The sequence below is a fragment of the Paraburkholderia sp. MM6662-R1 genome, assembly GCF_050436245.1.
GTDB classification, from domain to species: Bacteria; Pseudomonadota; Gammaproteobacteria; order Burkholderiales; family Burkholderiaceae; genus Paraburkholderia; species Paraburkholderia tuberum.
Map to the genome: position 1 here is coordinate 1,070,255 of NZ_JBNDLV010000004.1, position 18,273 is coordinate 1,088,527.

The following is an 18,273-nucleotide window of genomic DNA, read 5'->3' on the forward strand; positions in this document are numbered from 1 at the left end:
TCAGGCTGCGCGCGGAACCAGATGCGGGTTCGGTCCGGGCGTGGGAAAGACTTCGTAGACGCCGAGCGCAATGGTGATGATGCGTTCCTCATCAGACGGCAACACGACGGTCCATCCCAGCCGCGGTGCCGGGCCGGTCGCAGCCGTGCCGACCGACGGCGCGGGCGCGAGACGCGACGACACCTCCATCCGCAGGTGTACGTCGGCCTTCGTGCCCACATACAGGCGGATGAACGCCATCAGCTCGCGATGCAGCCATGCGCCGGGCAGCATGTCGTGCGCCTGCTGACCGTCCGAAGGGCGCAGCGTCACTCGAACGGCGCGGCTGCGATACTCGAGGCGGTTGCCGAGCACGTAGCCCCCGCCAAGTCCGCGGCGCTTGCTGTCTTCCTGAGCGCCGGCGAGCCTGCCTGACGACGTGAGGGGCTGCGGCTGTCCGGCACGCTTGACCGTCGGGCAGAACTCGTCGACACGCACCTCGACACCGGGCACCGCCAGCGCCACCACACCAGCGAGTCCCTCGGGCGTGCGCGTGCGCTGGACCAGCAGACCCAGCAGCGCGAGCACGCGTGAATCCGGCAGACCCGACCGGGCCGGCTTCCCGCCCCACCCGAAGCCGGCGAGGCACAGGAGGTTGCGCGACTGCGCATCGGTGCCGCCCGCCTGGAAACTCTCCGGGTAGCGGTACTTCTTCCAGGCGCGGTACAGCAGCGCCACGTAGCGGTGGTTGAACTGGTCGAGAAACGCTTCGACGGCTTCATGTCCTTCCTCGCGCAGGACGATCTCATCGATCATGTGCGATGGCACCGCGGCGTCGACGCCATACAGGCCCAGGAAGGTCGTGCGCACGGTCGGCGGCGCATCGGGACCGAATGTGTCCGACCCGTCATCGAATTCCACCGCGACGATCTCACCGGCCGGGAACCCCAGCCGCGGCCTCGGCCGGAACCTCACCGGCTCGTGCTCCGGCGTGTCTCGCGTGCCGAAGCCGGGTTGATCGGGTACGCGCACTTCGAGCAGCCTGCATAGCTGCATGAAATTCATCTTCGGCGCGCGCGCAAGCAATGACGCCACGAGCGGTTCAAGATTCGGCAACTCGCGTGGTTTCATAGGAGAGCGCGCTGCGCCTTGCTGCGCGGCCAGTCGGTACGGGTTTGCGAAGGCAGGCTCACGATGGCGAGCTTCGTGAACAGGTTGATCTCCGCATACAGCCCGAAGAAACGGTGCAGCAGTTCGCCGAACAGCATCACGTCGCCTTCGCCCGCGAACGCGTGCGAATCGAGCGTGACTTCGATCAGTACGCCCCGCTCGACCGAGCCGCCCGACACCTCCTCGAGCAGTTCCTCCGACACATGCAGGATGCCGGCGAGGCGTCGGCGGTTCAGCTCGTCGTTGGTCCAGTCGTAGAGCGCCAGTGCGCCCCGCAGCACTTCCGCGTCCATCATCGACAGGAAGTTCGGCGCGAGGTGCGACAGGACTCTCCACTGGAAGCGGTCGCCGGTCGGCGGATAGAGCGGCAACGTCGGCGCCACCAGGTTGCGTACACCCGCGACATTGGGCGTGCTTGCGGCCAGTTCGTCAATGCTGGCCTCGCGCAGACCCTTGCGCGGCAGCATGCCGTTCGTGCCGGTTACGCGCAGCGATACGCTCTCCTCGGGCAGATCCTCCATCGTCTCCCACGCGTGGCCGCCGAGGATCACCCATGTTTCGTGCAGACCGGTCACGCCTGGCCGCACGCGGGTGTGGAAATAGCGCTCGGGTGCTTCATGGCGCAGCATGCCGCCGCGATGCCGGAAAGTGGCGAACGGCACATACTCGTAACGCTCAGCCGTCACATGGTCGAACGATTCGATCGCGTCGACCGAATAGGTTTCGACATGTTCGCCCTGGTGCCCGGCCGGGACGACCCGGTACTCCGTTTCGTGGTGATCGATCACGATCGGCGCGGCATCAAGCTCGAACAGGTTAATGACCGGCGTGCAGAAGAGCCGCACGTTCTCCGCGCTGAAACGCAGGTCGGACGGATACGCCCGCTTGAGCACGATCTCCAGTTCGAAGCGCGTTGTGCTCGCCGGCAGCTTCGTAACATCGAGTCCGCACAGGTCGACAAAGAGGAATTTCTCGCGGAACGTGAAATATTCGAGGAGCATCTGGTAGCCGGAAAACGACGCCTCGGCTTTTGGCCATAACCGCTCTTCGGTTGAGAAGCCCGCCGGCTCGATCGTGACGCCGGCCAGTGGCAGCGCCTCGCCATCACGCACTTCGGGGATCCGCCATGCAACCGAATCAACCTGGCGGGTCAGCGCAAGATGCATCGCGAATGCGGTCGGCAGATCGGCGTTCAGATACAGGCGCACACGGGACAGGTCCGTCGCTTCGCGTCGCGCAGACTGGTCCAGATAGAATCCGAGGCGGATCACCGAGCGGCCGTCATGTCGCACGGTAGGGCCCGCATGCGTGAGGCGCAGCGGCTGCAACGTCACCTCCTGCGTGGTCCGGTAGAGGCACTGCACAGTCCTGGGCGTGGTGCCCTCGGCGCCCGCTGCCGGCGGCACGGCGATGGATGCGGAACGCACCGGCACGCCGGCAGGCACGTTTTCCGTCTTCTGCAGTGTCTCGGCCAGCGGGATCAGCTCGACGACCGACAGCGACGGCATCATGCGCAGGTAGTGTGGCCACAGCAGGCTCACGAGACCTTCCGTCAGTTCGGGCAGTTCGTCGTCGAGCTTCTGCTGCAGGCGCCCCGTCAGGAACGCGAAGCCTTCGTGCAGGCGCTCGACATAAGGATCGCGCTCGCCCACGCGATCGAGGTTGAGCATGCGCGCCCGGTCGGGATGCGCTTTCGCGAACTCCTTGCCGGACTCGCGCAGATAGCGCATCTCGGCTTCGTAGTAGCGCAGGATCGAATCTTCGTTTTCCATGGTGTTCTCTTATTTTCGTTCTCTTATGACAGCGTCAGCGCACGGGACGGGTCGAGCACAGTCAGCTCGTCGCGCAACTGACCGATGCGGTGCGCGAGCGCCGGCTTGTCCGCGTCCTTGCGGCTGCTTGCCGCTTTCAGCGCACGCATCAACTGGTGCTTGACCTCGAAGATGAGCGCCGGCTCCCAGTGCATCAGCGGCAACGAGCGGGCAGCAGCATCGAGTTCGGTCAGCAGCGCCATCGCCGTATCGGCGCAGCCCGCATGATCGGCGAGTCGCGCCATCACGAGCCGCTGCAGGTAGCGCTGGCGTTCGGTCCGGATGCCAGGCAGTGCGTCGAGCCATGCGAAGGCTGCCTCGATACCGTCGCCGGCCACCATGTCGCGCGCCTGCGCTTCAATCTCGGGCCAGTCGCCAGCAGCACCATCGTCGCTGTCAGCGGATACGGACAGTGGTGCAACGCTTTCGCCCGCCTCGAGATCACGCACGACCGCGTGGCGGGCGATCCATTCGAGCGTCGCGTCGTCGGCGAACGGCGTGCCGTCGTTGAACGCGAGCCGCTCGATACCGGGCAACCTTTCGAGGAACAACGCGAAGTCGGCGCGCAGCAGTTCCCGCCACGTGCTGTAGGGCGCACCGACGTGGTCGAGCGCGACGTGCTGGAAGTACTGCAGGTCGAACCAGAGGTGGTTCACGCCCTCCATGTACGCCCCTTCGACGCGCTCCAGCAGTTCGTGCCACTGCTTCTGCAGCACGAGCCGTTTTCATCTGCTGGCGAAGTTCGCCGCGAGGCGGCACGAGGCGCGTGCGTGCGCTCGCATCCGCTGGCGGCACCTCGTGGAGTGTGTCCCAGCGGATGCTGCGCACGAGCCGCACGGAAGGCAGGTAGCCGTTTTCCTGATCACGCAGCCACGTTGCCATCGTGCGCGCCTGGTCAAGCAGATCGCGCGTGGAGCCGATCGCGCTGGATGTTGAAGGGGAACCTGCCACAGCGGACGGCGCGGTCGAGTCGGGTTCCGCGCTGCGTGCCGGATCGTCGCTGCGCTCGAAACGGGACACGAGGGGGCGCAGGTTCGGACGGGCCGCTTCCGGCCACACCCCGGTGCGGGTCACGAGCAGATCGAGCGCGGCGAGCGCACGTTCGAGATCGGCCGGCGCGAACTCGCCGCGGCTCTCAAGCAGATCGATCATGCGGGTGGTGGCCAGCATATCGAGCGCGCCCTTCTTCGCCTCGGCGCGTGCGGGCAGCAGCGCCTCGCCGAACCGCTCCACCAGCGCGGCCGCAAGCTCCAGACCGTCCGCGAAGCCAGCCGTCCCATCCTGGCGCAGTCGCGCGAACGCGTAATACCCCACCACGCGCAGATCCTTGCCGGTTTCCTTCGTGAGCTGCTCGCAGGAGCGCACGATCAGGCCGTCATCAATGGCGGAGAGCCTGTTCGCCTCGTCCTTCAGTTCGAAGAACGCATCCTCGTAGCCCGGATCGCGACCCACACCGTGGTCGCCTGGTAACGGGTCCAGCCACGCGTCCCACGCATCGAGACGCGCGCGCATCAGTTGCTCCGCATCACGCGAAGGAAACAGGGTTTTGAGCAGACCGGACAGCATTTACTCGACCTCCGGCATCGCGCCATGCGGCAGCGGCATCGCAGCGTGTTTCGCTGCTGCAATCGCTGACGGCGGCAGTGGCGGCGGATTGACGGCCGAGAGCTTCGGTCCGCCTTTCGCCGTGCTGGTCACGAAGATCCGCGGCGGCAGCGTGAAGTGGCGTAGTTCGAGCACGTCGAGCGGCCCCGCTCCAGCCTCGCTGCGAAGCTGTACACGCAGCGGAATGCCCTGGCTCTGGTCCGGCGTCCATGTCAACAGATAGCGCGCGCTGTCCTGCGGCGACACCTTCGCGTGCTCAAGCAGCCGGATCAGCCCGAACCTGCCCTGAGCGTCGAGCCCCGAGCGCAACCCGCCCTGCTCGGTCTGCCACTCGATATGCGAGAGATTCTCCAGCGAGTCGCCGGGCCAGATAAACGGCGTCCACTCTTCCTTCTGGTTGAAGTAGTGCAACTCGCGGCCCGACAGCACGAACTTCATGTCGGTCACGCCTGGTGTGGGTACCGCGCGTAGCTCATAGCGCACATGCGCGTCGCCGGATGGAAACAGCACGGTCGCCACGCGGGTGAGCCTGTTCAGGTCCGCGAGGAAGCCCGGATCGAGTGTGAGCGCGCCGTGGTTTGCTCCTTGGGCCGCCACCCATCGGTCGCCCTGACGCTCGACGATACCGGCCAGTTGCGTCGTGACGAACCCGGTGATGACGCCGCTGTCCGGACGCATGAAGCGCGCCATCTCCGGCAGCGAGGCATCGTTGTCGGAGTCGGCGAACGGATAGCGGCCGCCGAACGTCCGGTTCCAGTCCGCGACAATCGCCGTGCGCCAGATGTCGTTCAGGCTCGCCGCGGCCGGCTGTACCACGACCTGCCAGGTCTGGTCGAGCGGTGCCTGAAAGAGATTGCCGAAGCCTGCCCATTGCTCGCCGAGGCTCGCAGCCAGACGGCTCGCGTAATCCCGGCTGTCGGCGATATCAGACGTCTTGCCCTGCAGCACGGATTGTGCGGCCGAGCGGGCCATCGCGTCCGCGTCGGCACTGTCGACCATCTGCTGCGCCTTCAGCCGCATCGCGCTCACCCGTTCGAGATAACGCGCGAGGCTCAGGTCGCCCGTGGCCGCCAGCTGCGTGGCGGCCTTCGTGTTTGCGGGCGCGCCCGAAGCCAGGGAAGCCAGGTCGCTGCCCGTCAGGCGCAGGACCGGTCCGAAGGCCACGGCCAGCGGTGCCAGTTGCGGCTGGGTCTGCTTCGATGGATCTTTCTCGTCGGCGCCGACAAGCTGCTGCGCCTTGCTGATCAGCGTATCGGACAGCGATTGCGTCGCGGTGCCCGCGCCTGCCTGATAAACCACTGCGTTCATCAGGGCAACAAGAGGCGAGCGCTGCGGATCACTGAGCAGCGTCAGCTGGTCAACCGTGCCTGACAACGTCGGGGCGGGTTGCCAGCGCAGGCTGTTGAGAAACAGCTCCCAGGCCCGCGCGTAGTCGTCAAAATAGCGCTGACGCAGTTCGGCTTTCAGCGAGCCGGTCGACGGCGCGCTCGCGTGGACGTCTGAGAGCGCCCAGTCGCCGGTCACGTTGCGCTGCTCGCTCGCGTCGTCGATGGCTTTCGAGATCCGCTCGTCCCACGCAGTGCGCGTGAACACGCCCGGTACGGTCACCGCGGTATTGAAAAGCCCCTTGCTGCTCGTATCGCCGAGCAGCGTCGCGAGCGACACAGGCGGATATTTCGGCTTCGCGTCGTCGAGGATCTGCTGGTAGATCGCGTCAGTCGAGTTCTGGATGCCGCGCACGCCGATGATGGTCTGACGCGCCGTGGCCACCAGTGCGCCATCCGGAACGATCGCGAGCGATGAGTCCCCGGCGGATCCATGGCGCCCCAGGTGACTCGCAAAGAACGCGATTGCACGCTGGCGCAGGTCTTCCCACGTGCCGGACGTGAGCTGGGAATTGGCCGGGCGCGCTGGTACGGCCGTGGCAATCAGCTGCGGCGTCAGGAATGCGGCAACCGCGCGGTCCGGCCTCGCGAGCATCAGGTAGGTCTTGAGTGTGTCGTAGGCGGCCTGGACCTGCGCGTTGCCGCCGCTGGCGATTTCCGCATCCGAGAGCGAGGCGAGCTGGTGCAGGCGCTCCTCCAGTTTCAGGCGGATCGGTGCGACGAGGATGCGGCTGACGGCGTTTTCGTAGCCGGGCCAGGCGGCGGTCAACAGCACGCTGTCCCGGTTCAGGCCAAAGCGTGTGGTCCACGGTGCGCCGTCGCGCTGACGGACTTCGAGCGTATCGAGCTGTCTGTCGAGGCTGTCGAGCGCGAGCGCCGCCTGCGTGCGGTCCTGCGTCGTTGACAGTTTCGTGAGCGTGTCAGTGGCCGTCTGGATCGTCGTGCGGTTCATCATGCCCGACAGCATCGTGCCAGCGACCCAGCATCCGACAAGCACCGTCGTCATCCACGTGGCGGTGGTCGACAGTGAGAAGCCGACGCGGCGGCCGTGAATCTTGCGGCTATGGTCGGCGACCGTTTGCCAGATCGTCCTTTGCTGCGGCGGAAGGGGATCACCGTCTTCAGCGTCAGGAGCTGGAACGGGTGCGGTTGCCTCCCGCTCCTTGAACAGCGGAGCAAACAGCAGCCCGTGGACCGCATTGCGCCAAAGGCGTGACGCCCCGGTCTGCATCACAAGGTCCGACAATGCTGCGCGGAGTTCCGAAATGTGTCGCGACAGCTCGGCCGGGTACCGGTCGTTCGGGTCCTGCGTGAGGCGCACGACTCCAGCGTCGGCAAGATTTTCGGAGAGTCCGCGCAGCGACGCTTCGACCTCGTCGGGACGCGTGCGCTCATTCGCCCAGGTGAAACCGATCGCCTCGTCTGGTCCGGACTGCTCGCCGCCAAAGTCGGTGACATTCAGCAGGTACGCGGGCGCAGCCCAGCGCAGCGCGCGCGCGTGACGTGCGAGTCGCTGTGCGGTGCCCTCCGCGTCGAACGGCGCGTTGGCTGAACCGCGGTTTCGCGTCAGGGCTACGATCGCGTCAACAGGGCGTCGCCGACGCAGACGGCGGATCTGGTCGAGCCATTCGATATCAAGCTTGTCGGTGGTCTGCTTCGCATAGAGCAGCACGGTATCGCCGGTAATCGCGTACCCGGCGTCGGCGAGCCCGGGCGCAAGACGCTTGACGAGCGGTGCGTCGCCAGCGACGACAACCCAGCGGTCGCGGTAACGCCAACGCCACCCGTGGCGGTCGCGAAGCAATTCGCGCAGTGACTCGGCGCGCGAGCGTTCGGCTTCAGTCCCAGCTTCAACTGGCGCCGATTTTGAACCGAACTGCCTTGCGAGCCAGTAACGAACCCGCCGGGCCGCAGTCGCGGGTCGTGACGAGGCGTCATAGCTGAGCCAGACGAACAGCACGACGAAAACGAGGCATAACGCAACGATCCACTCGGCCCGCCTTTCGGCCGCGTGGATGCCGAACCAGTCGCTTCCCTTGAACCAGATCAGGAGTCCAGGCAAGACCACCAGCAAGACAATGCTCAGGATGTCGATCCGAAATTTGCGAAGCATGAACGATTAGTGAAATTGAAGTGGAGTCCGATCGGAATAGACGAATGTATCGTCGCGTACCTGGTGAGCCGCACAGACATGAGCCCAACAATGCAAAGCCATCGCGCCGCTTGCATTGCCCCTATGCGTCGACATAGGACGTGTATTGGGAGGGAATCAGTCGTGGACTGGGCTCGCATTTGCAGACACACAGATCGTCACTCAGTGCTCCCTCCCTGCCATCCGGTCCCTTCATCGATCGGCGTGAACCGTCGCACACGATATGACCAACTGATTGACACTTCGGGCACCAGACGTCGTCACCTTCGTAGGCTTGCTCCTGATCGCCAATCCTGTCGAGCGGATCCCCTCCGGTAACCGTGCCATCTTCTGTTGTTTTGTCACCCTTAAGAATGTCGTAGCGTCTTACCATGATGAGATTTCCCTTTTTCGTTGTTTCCATCCGCTACGGGCGGATAGGCAGAATGGTCCTTCTTTCGGCGCCTTTGCCGCATCGCACTCATGAGATACGAACGACACAGAGTCGTGAACCATTCACTGAGCCGGTAACGGTCAGTTGCGGGGCATTTTCGACGGAAGCGGCCTTCGATGCGCAGGCTACAGCGAACCACGGTGCGGCGTCGCCCGCGAGACCAACCATGTAGTCAATATTTGTCGGCTTTACGGCAATGCCAACCTTGACCCACGCTTTGGTTGCCGTTCCAGCAGTACCCGCATCAAGCCCTGTCTGCCAGACGCGCTTGACTTCCGTCGGCGATACGCGCCCCCATCGCAGGGCATTGGTCAGGGCAACATCGATCGACGGATCGTCCGTCCGCGTCGGTCGATGCAATTGAGCGACAGGCGTGAGACGGAACTGCCTGGTCAGTGACTGTGGTGCCAGCAAGATTGCAATCGCGGCTTCCGAGCTGCCAGCGGGGGGAGCATTTTCGAGAAGCGGATATAGGCGAACAAACACGACAAGTCGTGCTTCCTGATCCTGGCGCTTGCTGATGCGATCAAGCCACGCGTCGAGCCACATCATGTCCATCGCACCGGTCACAATGGAAGTTCGTGCCGAACGCAACTTGCGGTCCGCCCACAATCTGTTCCAGCACTGAAGTGATTCATCCCCCATAGCAGTGTCGGAGAGCACAAGCTGTGTAGAAAGCTTCAGGTCATCCGGCAAGCGTCCAACAGCTTCAGCGACATCGTTCAGCAATTCACCGAACACCCAACGAAGCACATCGCGTTGCCGAATATTGTCATTTGTGTGTTTGTTTCCACGCTCGTCGCTATCCGGGTGAGTGAACCAGCGAGCGCTGACAGGCGGAGTGTCCGGAGCGGGCACAACCTGCGGTTCCAGCTTGAGCGAACCAGAAAGCAGACCGCCCAACTCATTCTCTTCGCTATCGTTTGAAAACCGGTAGGCCGATGCGAGGATGTCCACGGGAATACTGGCCCGGTCAAAAATGTCCTTTTCGTATTGCTCACACGCGTCGTTCCACGCGATGGCGTCGAGGCGGCGTCCCTCGTACATGCTGTATCGGCGCAGTACAACGAAGGTCGCAACCCCGAGCGGATAGACGACCAGACAGGTCCAGAACCAGGGCGTCTGCGTAGGCTCTCCTTTGGGCCACAAGAGCAGAACAGCGAAAATTCCGGCAATCACAATGACAAAGAACACGGCCGTCCAGAGAAGCCGCGATGGCGGGTTATCTGGCACGGGCTGCTTCGGCGGCAGTTTCGAAAAGTCGACTGGCATCCGCGGCTTCCTTCAGAACCCGTTCGGGCGCGGGCGCAGCGTGCGGGACACGGCGTCCCACAAGGCGACGGCCTGGCCTTCGCTCAAGGATGCAGACTTCATATCCCACGCCTTCATGAATGCATTGGGAGAACCGGTGGACATATCCAGCGTCACCAGCGGAGACTGGGCATTGCTGGTCGTCGAGTTTGCTTCCAATGTAAATATATTGCCCAATACTTTCGGAGAGGTTCTTCCCGCCATCAGCCACTCTTCAGCGGCCAGTTCGTTAAGAGGTACCACACCTTTCCGTATGGTCCGCCCTCCGTCTAGGGATTTCAGGCTTGCGTTTATCTGGTCACCACGCTGCAACAGCGTAGTCGTTTCCCGAATACCAGAATCGCTTTCGAAGCCGATGTACACGTCTCGATTGTCGTGAAGGACAAACTGGAACCCCACGTCCTCGCGATCACCAGCTTTACCCGGAAGAAACCCTCCCTGAAAACAGAGACCGGGTTCGGACGGAACTTCGTCGTCCACGCGCCCACGCAGCTTCCCGATCATGTCGAAAACAAGGTGGGTTTTTTCCGGGACATCATTTTTCACAGCAAGCTCTTTGACAAAAGGCTTATTGGTTTGATCCGGGTGAAGGTAATCACTGCCCTCGATTTCGAGTTTGAACCGGTATCCCCGATCCCACTTGTACGCCTCAATCAGACGTCTTGCGGGACCGTCGCTCAGATTGCCCCGATAGATGAAATAGTGGGTATTTGGCCCCTGTACTGCATCATCAGCATAGAGAAAAGGATACGGGTCAATGCTCTTTGTTCCCCTCAATTCTGACCTACGGCTTGCAACCTCTTCCGAATACGCTTCGTGCGACATCGCTACCGATCCGATTTTTACACCTTGAACCGTGGCATCTCCTGACACCAACGCGTCGGCGGGCATATCAATCAGGTATCGGCCGACGCAACGCGGTTTCAGGTTTGCTGTCAGTTCACTCACGGTCTGTTTCTCCTGTTCGGTCAAATGTGCTGGGTGACGTCCGCACGCAATCAATATCAGCAATGGAAACAACAATAGCCATACGCGCAGACGATGTCTCATTGCTTATATTCCAGCGATGTCCCCTTGACGTTCATGACGATCCGGGTGATTGCCCACAACGCGAAGAGTTGTTGCGGCTTTTCCTTGTATGCTCCCTCATGATCGACTTTAGGGTAAGGCACACAGGCCTTTACACCCGGCTGCTGAGATGGCGCGCGCCCCGAGCGCATTGGCACAGTGCCGTCGCCATGCTCCGATGCGTCCTGCAAAACGAACTCCTCGTGCGTGTGCCACTGGTTGACGCGGTTATCGAAAGTCTGCGTTCCGGTACCCGAATCCTGTATTGGCTGCTTGTCCATCAGACCACTTAACGGCGATTGATCCGGCGTGGCGACGAGACCACCGGGCGAGATCGTTCTCTTCCACACCACATCACCCCAAGTCTTATGCTGCTCATCATCACCATAAAACGCGTATGTCGTGCTGTGAAACTTTCCACGCATGGCCTCGTGGAACGGTTGTACTTCGTTATTGATTAAGCCCGCGAAACTCATCCAGTCAGCGTCAATGCCTTTCTTTGCCGGATCCAACGGGTTGATCAGCTTGTCGTTGACCGGCGCCCACCATTTTCCGCGCTGCAGGTATATTTCCGCGTATGGATCTGCCAATGGTTTCGAGACAAGACTGCCGCCGTCCTTAATCTTCAACCAGCCCATCCAGTATTCCACGCTCGGCAGAAGCTGCAGGGCTCCGGGCGCTTGAGCAAATACAGCAATCATCGTCGCTGCATCCGGTCCGAGCGCCAATCCGACCGCCCCTTCGGTGCCGACCTTAACTCGCTTATATGCGGTGGCAGATCCGGTCGTCGGCATCACGCCGTGGACGATCCCTAACACGCTATCGCGATGTCCATCCACCTCTGAGTAATAGCGCGCGACGAGTCCGCCCATCGAGTGAGTGACGAGAATGACCTTATCGCAGGTCTTCCTGAGCTTCGTGTAGTGATCCTTGAATTCCTTGATCTTGTCCGCGAGGTGTTTGGCTGAATCGGCGTTAGACTGAAGCCAGTTGTACCCCACCGCGTGAACGGGAAGTTGATATCTATACGACAGGTCCACTTCGTCGTGCAAAAGCACGCTCACGCCAGGCGCTGTGGCTACGAGTTTGTGCATCAGTTGCGCCCGAAGGCCGGTCTTGCACTCGCTGGCGTCGTTGAGCGCATTTTCCAGCATGAGCAGAAACTTGCCATAGCTCCTGTTTCCAACCGTCCCCCAGCCCCGTCGGCGCAGCTCCGTTTCACTTTGCGCAGTCCCCGACGGGATCTTTCCGTCCTCGTACACGACCGTATTCTTCGGATCGAGTTTTTTCTTGCGGATCTCCGGGCCGCGCCACATCCATGAGCCCGCAACACTGGCTGCGCTATCTACGAGCCAGACTGGATTGTCTTTGTCCGTCCCGCTGACCGCTTTCAGATTGGTGCCCATGATCCCCGGCACAAAGATCACCGGGATGATCCGGTCAGGAATCATGTAGCACACCGCCGTGCTGTCGTCTGGCGCAGAAGTAACGGATGTATAGTGCGTGGATCCATCGTCAGCGATCGTGGCGGAAATAATACGTTCATTAGTGGCCATCTAGTGAGGCTCCCAGGTAGAGTCGATTTCTGGCTTGCATCATCTCGAACCGGCTTCCATCATGCCGACGATTCTCCGTCGATCCGCAGACGGACGTTTTCGGCGAACATCGCTTGTTGCAGGCTGGTTTTACCCGCTGTGTTCGTGGCCCCGGAAATCACACTCCCGTCTTCACGGATGATCGAAAATTTGCGGTTCTTTACGGGCTCATCGCTGAATGGCCACTTCAAGGTGAACTCCTCGTCGTATGGGGCGTGCTTCCACGAGTTGACCGTCTCTGCGAGTGAGCTTGGCCCCTGCCGGCTGAATGCCGCCGACTTGATCGTTCGGTTTTCCTTGGTGCCATCCTCAATTCCAGTTGACGACAGCCGGATATAGGATCCGCCGCACTTGAGGAGGAGTTTGTAAAACCGCGAAGATGCCCGCGATCACAATCACAAAGAACACGACCGTCCAGAGCCACCGCGAGGGCGGGTTATCTGGCACGGGCTGCTTCGGCGGCAGTTTCGAAAAGTCGACCGGCATCCGCGGCTTCCTTCAGAACCCGTTCGGGCGCGGGCGCAGCGTGCGGGACACGGTGTCCCACAAGGCAATGGCCTCGCCTTCAGTGAGTGAAGCCTTTTTCAGGTCGTCTGCCGTAAAGGCATTGAAGCCTCCATTCTTCATATCCAGCACCAGATACGGCGTCAGGGCACCGCTGATCGTAGTATTAGCCTCCAGCGTGAACAAATGCCCGGGAATCCTGGCCTCCGTTGTGGCAGAGGCCAGCAACTCGTCAGCCTTGATGTCGCCGATGGATACCGGGGCGGCCCGGATAATGCGACCGTTAGCGTCCTTCATGTCTATTTTTATCTGCGGCAGGCGATTTGGGAGGGTGTCTTTCTGTGGATCTCGCAAGTCAGTGTTGGATTGCAGATCAAAAGACACGTCAGGCTGGTTCTTCAGCGCGAAGAGGACACTAACCTCTTCGCCAGTCGCCGCTTTGCGCGGTAAGAAACCATCCTTAAAGCACACACCAGGTTCGGTGGGAATCTCGTGCTCCGGGCGGCCTCGAACATTCGCAGCCAGGCTGAGAACCAGACGGGTTTTCTCCGGAACGTCATTTATCCTCAAGTCGGGAACGGCATAAGGAGTATTCTGAACCTTTTCTTTGTATGTCGAATTTACCCAGTCTGATGCTTCAATTCGAAGCTTGATCTGGTATCCGTGGTCCCACTTGTATGCTTCGATGGCGCGACTTAGATCAGCGGTATCGTTCAGATCGCGCAACGCGACGAAGTAGCGGCTCTGCGGCGTGTTTGGCACCTGTCCATAGTCGTATAAAACGCGATAGCCGTGCGTATTCTTTTTAGCCTTCAGACTCGCCTCATAGGCGGTCAATTCCCGAGTGAACTCGTCGGCCGACATGCGCTTCGTCTCGACGGTGACCCCCTGAATGCGCGTGGTACCTATCGATAGCGCGTCGTCCGGTACATCAATCAGGTAACGCCCCACGCAGCGGGGTTTCAAATCCGAGGTTAATTCGTTCACAGTAGTTTTCTCCTGTTCGGTCAGCGGGAGGGGATGTTTGCTACAGGCGGCAGTGAGCGTCATCACCAGCACGATCAAGGTGTGATGACGAAGATTCATGCCTTCTTGTATTCCAGCGTTGTGCCCGCGACGTTCTGCAAGACTTTCACAATTCCCCACAGGGCAAATTTCTGTTGGGGGAGTTTGGTGTACGCCGCACCGTGGTCGACGTCCTTGTAGCCGACAGCCGCCTGTGCGTATGGGGCTGGAGCACTACCTGAACGGATTGGCACCGTACCGTCGCCATTTTCTCCCGCAGCCTGCAGTTCGAAGGTCTTGTGAACGTCCACCGGACCGAGATTGCCAGCCAGAACATCGATCCTGCCCATCAGATTATTGGTATTGACCGGTTTGTTCTGGACGTCATACGCGTCACCGTTCCAGAGAGACGAGGCTTGCGTGCGTTTCCATACCACGTCTCCCCACGTTTTGTGTTCCTCATCGTCCCCCCAGAATGCATAGGTATGCGGATGGTATTTCCCGCTTATCCCTTGATGAAATCTAGAGACCTGCTCGGTGATGAGCTTCGTGTAGTTCAACCAGTTCTGCTCAGGAGCAGCGGCCTGCTCTGGGTCAAGCAGATCCTCGTCAATAAGGCTCCACCATGCCCCACGCTTCGTATAAATCTCTCTGTATGGATCGCCGTGAAGTGGCAAAGAGATCAAGCGCTCGCCATCCCTGATTTTTAGCCACCCTTGTCCGTATTCTGGACTTGGCAGCAACTGAAGCGGACCGGCAGATTGGGCAAACACTGGCATCACCTTGCTTGACATGTTGCCAAGTATGAGGCTGGTCCCATAACTTATAGCGTTCCCCCCCGGTTCAGTGCCTGCCTTCACGCGCCGATATGCCGTGGCCGATCCTGTCGCAGGCATCACCCCATGTACGATACCGAGAATCTTGTCGCGATAGCCATCCAGAACCTCAGCGCAGTATCGGGAAACCAGCCCGCCCATCGAATGCGTCACCAGTATGACTTTTTCACATTTGTATTTGCGTTTGCGGTAGCCGTCGATGATCGAGTCAATCTGATCGGCAAGCCATTGAGCTGACTCGGCATTCGACTGGAGCCAGTTGTATCCCACGGCGTGGACGGGGAGGTAATATTTGTAGGACAGGTCGACTTCTGAGCCCGAAAGCTTGGCGAGGTTCGGCGCGACGAGTTCCTGCTCCAGTTGGGCGCGCAAACCGTTGTTGCCGTAATCCGTGGCCGGATTGCAATCGTTCAGCGCGTTTTCCAGCCAGACCAGGAAATCGCCATAGAACATCTTCGAGACGGTGCCCCAGCCGCGCCCACGCAGTTCTGCCTCAGAAAGGACCGTTCCAGTCGGAATCGAACCTTGGTCTGACACCTTGGTGCGCGACGGATCCAGCGTGTTCTTCCTGTAGGTAGGAGTTTTAATTGCCCATTTTGCGAGCGTCTTCGAACTGTCAACGAGCCAGACTGGATTGTCCTTGAGATCGGCGAGATTGGTGCCCATTACCCCCGGCACGACTATGACAGGGATCGCCCGCTTCGGAACCATATAGCACACCGCAGTGCTGTCGTCGGGTGCCGACGTCACTGAGGAAAAATAAACGGATCCGTCTTCTGCGATTTTGGGTTGAATGACACGTTCAGTAGCAGCCATCTAATTCGAGACTCCGATCTAGTTTGATATGTAAGCAACAAAGCGACGCAAAACCACGCTCAGGTTGCAGGATCCGAGTCGATTCGAAGCCGAACTCCTTCAGCAAAAATGGCCCTCTGGAGACCAGTTTTCCCTGCAGCGTCAGTCATGCCTCGGATCACACTACCGTCGTCGCGAATGATAGAAAACGCCTGGCTTCGAACTGGCTCGTTGCTACGTGGCCACTTCAGGGTGAACTCCTCGTCGTATGGGGCGTGTTTCCAGGCGTTGACCGTCTCTGCGAGTGAGCTTGGCCCCTGCCGGCTGAATGCCGCCGACTTGATCGTTCGGTTCCCTTTGGTGCCATCCTCAATGCCAGTCGACGACAGCCGGATATAGGATCCGCCGCACTTGAGGAGCAGTTCTTCCTTGGCCTCGATTATTACTTGGCCGTTAGCGCTGGTGATTCGCATGTTCTTGTCGGAGAGCAGGTTCATATCGTCGCTCTGCGCCTGAATCTCGACCTTCCCCTTCGCTGCAAAGAGCTTCAATCCGAGCTTCTGGGCGAAGATAGATACCAGTTCACCGGCAGCAACCGTGAAGCGCTTCATCACACCTATATCAGCATTGCCTCCCGCCGTTGCGATCAGATTTTTTTCTGCGCTTAACTGGAGTCCATCACCGGACACCAGACCGATTCCGTCCGGTGCAGTTGCCAGAATGCCGGCCTTTTTGAGATCTCGCAGTGTATCGTCGAGCAACGCACGCTGCTGCTGGTAGTCAGCAGCGACAGCCTGCGCAGCGCTGGCTGCGTCGGCCAGGCCCTTCATCAGTTGCAAGGCCTGGTCGAGTAAGCCTTGCGCACCCTGCATGCCGAGCTGTTGTCCGTTGGCTGCGGGTTGAGCCTCTGCGGACACGAGCACGCCCTTAGCACCCCGAACAGCAACACGTCCGTCAGTGCGCAACTCTGCGCCCTGCCCCCGTTCCTTACTATCCGCGTCGACCATGTGGCCAAGGTTCAGCTCACTGGTCTGGTACGGCGTCGTCAGGTGGCTATGCTCGACGCCTTCCTTGTCCTCGATTCGCCACTCCGTACCGCCTGCGGTACGAACGATGTTCCGGGTGTTGTTGAGGTTATTGACGAGGTCGGGATGCAGACTGTCGTGCATCGAACCAATGATGACGGGCCGATTTGGATCCCCCGCCGTATGGATGATGGCTACCTCCGCCCCATCGATCAGCGGAAAATGGTGGCCGTAATTGTCGCCGCTGTATGGCTTCGCCAGGCGCACCGGCCGGCTGGTGCCACCCGGGCTCCACTCGTCGAGATCAAACGGCAGCTTGATCACGTACCAGCCCTGCTCGGTCAGGTACGCGTATTTGTATCCGCCCGGCGACGTAATACGCGCCGGCAGGATACCGTCGATCACCGGTCTTTTGATCGTATCGAGCGACGTGCGCCACACCCGGTCGGCCGGGATCGCCGTGAGCGTATTGGTGTAGGACTGGCTGCGGCCACCGCTGGATTCCACCGACGTGATAAAAAGCCCATGCGGCGCATCGACCGGGTTCTGGTCGAGCCGTACGACCTCGCCAGCCTCGATGGCGAATGCGTTGCCCGTTGCCTTGTAGGTGATCTGTGTTGCGAGATAGGCTTCGTGCCGCAGCCGTGCGATGCGCAGCCCTTCTTCAGGCGTCTCGTAATGTTCGCCCCAGCGATAGTCAACCGCGTTGGTCGTCTTGTCGCCGCGTGCGGCGTTTTCCTCGACGAGCAACGACACGTCGGCCTGCCGGTGGTTATAGTCGTGCAGACGTACAGCTTCCGGGACACGCTGCGTATATCGCTCAAGTGTCTTGATCGCATCTACGCCGACGCTTTCGAGTCCCGAGTGTAGCCGGAACGGCACAACGCGCTGATTGCGGGCATACGCGTCCAGATCGTCGCCGAACACAATCACGGCGTGATCGCGCTTCTGCTCGAAGCGGAACCAGATGCCTTCCTCCGCGCAGATCCGCTGGATGAAGGCAAACGTCGTTTCCTCGCACTGTGTGATGTACTCGTGCCGCTTGTATTTCGCACGCAGCTTGAACTCGAAATCGACGCCCGCGCGGAAACCATAGTGGCGCAGCGTATCGGTAATGATTTCTTCGACCGACTGCTTCTGGAACAGCCGGCTCGTGACACCGCGATCGAGGTCGGCTAGCTTCGGCTCCATCACGACCTTGTAGCGCGTCTCGTCAGCCGAAGTCCCGAGTTCATCGAACTTCGTGATAATGCCGTGGACTGTGTGTGCAGGCGGCATCTTGCTGAACTGCCCAGCGTTCTCGCCGAACATCTTGCGCAGATAGTCCATGTTCGGGTCGATCGGGTCGATGATGAACTTCGCCGGGCGCCCCAGCACCTGATCCATCGGAATTCCGGCCATCGGGCTCGTGAATTCGATCTCGTACCGGTAAAGCTCGCTGAGCGCGTCGCGCCCGCTGAACTTCAGGATCGAGAACGGCGCCGGGTGCGGCGCCAGTTTCAACTCATAGGCCTGGGAAGGCAAAACCATCGACATGTTCTAAAGACCCCTTGAACACACGTCATATCGCAAAGGACAACGCCGGGGCGCATGTTTCAG

12 protein-coding genes and 1 pseudogene are annotated in these 18,273 nt (G+C 60.7%); all 13 read right to left on the reverse strand.

The window, feature by feature from the left end; translation table 11 throughout:
* Window positions 1-1,110, reverse strand: a complete 1,110-nt coding sequence (gene tssG / locus OKW39_RS34835) for a type VI secretion system baseplate subunit TssG (RefSeq protein WP_429564703.1) — start codon at window positions 1,108-1,110, stop codon at window positions 1-3.
* Complete coding sequence (tssF, locus tag OKW39_RS34840) at window positions 1,107-2,921, reverse strand: type VI secretion system baseplate subunit TssF (protein ID WP_429564704.1); 1,815 nt, start codon at window positions 2,919-2,921, stop codon at window positions 1,107-1,109. Before tssF ends, tssG begins: the two co-directional genes overlap by 4 nt.
* Window positions 2,922-2,944: 23 nt before the next feature.
* Window positions 2,945-4,526, reverse strand: a pseudogene (gene tssA, locus OKW39_RS34845) (type VI secretion system protein TssA).
* Window positions 4,527-8,063 (reverse strand): ImcF-related family protein, encoded by a 3,537-nt coding sequence (locus OKW39_RS34850; RefSeq protein ID WP_429564705.1) that lies wholly within the window; start codon window positions 8,061-8,063, stop codon window positions 4,527-4,529. It abuts the pseudogene before it with no gap.
* A 121-nt stretch (window positions 8,064-8,184) separates the two neighbouring features.
* A complete protein-coding gene (locus tag OKW39_RS34855) occupies window positions 8,185-8,505 on the reverse strand; it encodes a PAAR domain-containing protein (protein WP_429564706.1) in 321 nt (106 codons plus the stop codon).
* A gap of 57 nt (window positions 8,506-8,562) precedes the next feature.
* Window positions 8,563-9,807, reverse strand: coding sequence for a hypothetical protein (locus OKW39_RS34860; RefSeq protein WP_429564707.1), 1,245 nt, complete (start codon window positions 9,805-9,807; stop codon window positions 8,563-8,565).
* Between the two features lie 12 nt (window positions 9,808-9,819).
* Entirely contained in the window at window positions 9,820-10,896 is a 1,077-nt protein-coding gene (locus tag OKW39_RS34865) for a T6SS immunity protein Tli4 family protein (RefSeq protein ID WP_429564708.1), read from the reverse strand.
* A complete protein-coding gene (locus OKW39_RS34870) occupies window positions 10,893-12,470 on the reverse strand; it encodes an esterase/lipase family protein (protein WP_429564709.1) in 1,578 nt (525 codons plus the stop codon). Before OKW39_RS34870 ends, OKW39_RS34865 begins: the two co-directional genes overlap by 4 nt.
* A gap of 59 nt (window positions 12,471-12,529) precedes the next feature.
* A complete protein-coding gene (locus tag OKW39_RS34875; RefSeq protein WP_262419883.1) occupies window positions 12,530-12,700 on the reverse strand; it encodes a hypothetical protein in 171 nt (56 codons plus the stop codon).
* Window positions 12,701-12,818: 118 nt separating this feature from the next.
* Window positions 12,819-12,995, reverse strand: coding sequence for a hypothetical protein (locus OKW39_RS34880; protein ID WP_167368730.1), 177 nt, complete (start codon window positions 12,993-12,995; stop codon window positions 12,819-12,821).
* Between the two features lie 12 nt (window positions 12,996-13,007).
* Window positions 13,008-14,099 (reverse strand): T6SS immunity protein Tli4 family protein, encoded by a 1,092-nt coding sequence (locus OKW39_RS34885; protein WP_429564710.1) that lies wholly within the window; start codon window positions 14,097-14,099, stop codon window positions 13,008-13,010.
* On the reverse strand, window positions 14,096-15,670 hold the full coding sequence (locus OKW39_RS34890; protein ID WP_429564711.1) for a lipase family alpha/beta hydrolase: 1,575 nt from the start codon (window positions 15,668-15,670) through the stop codon (window positions 14,096-14,098). The genes OKW39_RS34885 and OKW39_RS34890 overlap by 4 nt, the downstream gene beginning before the upstream one ends.
* Window positions 15,671-15,729: 59 nt before the next feature.
* Window positions 15,730-18,210: a type VI secretion system Vgr family protein gene (locus tag OKW39_RS34895; RefSeq protein WP_429564712.1), complete on the reverse strand. Its 2,481-nt coding sequence runs from the start codon at window positions 18,208-18,210 to the stop codon at window positions 15,730-15,732.
* Between the last annotated feature and the right edge of the window lie 63 nt (window positions 18,211-18,273).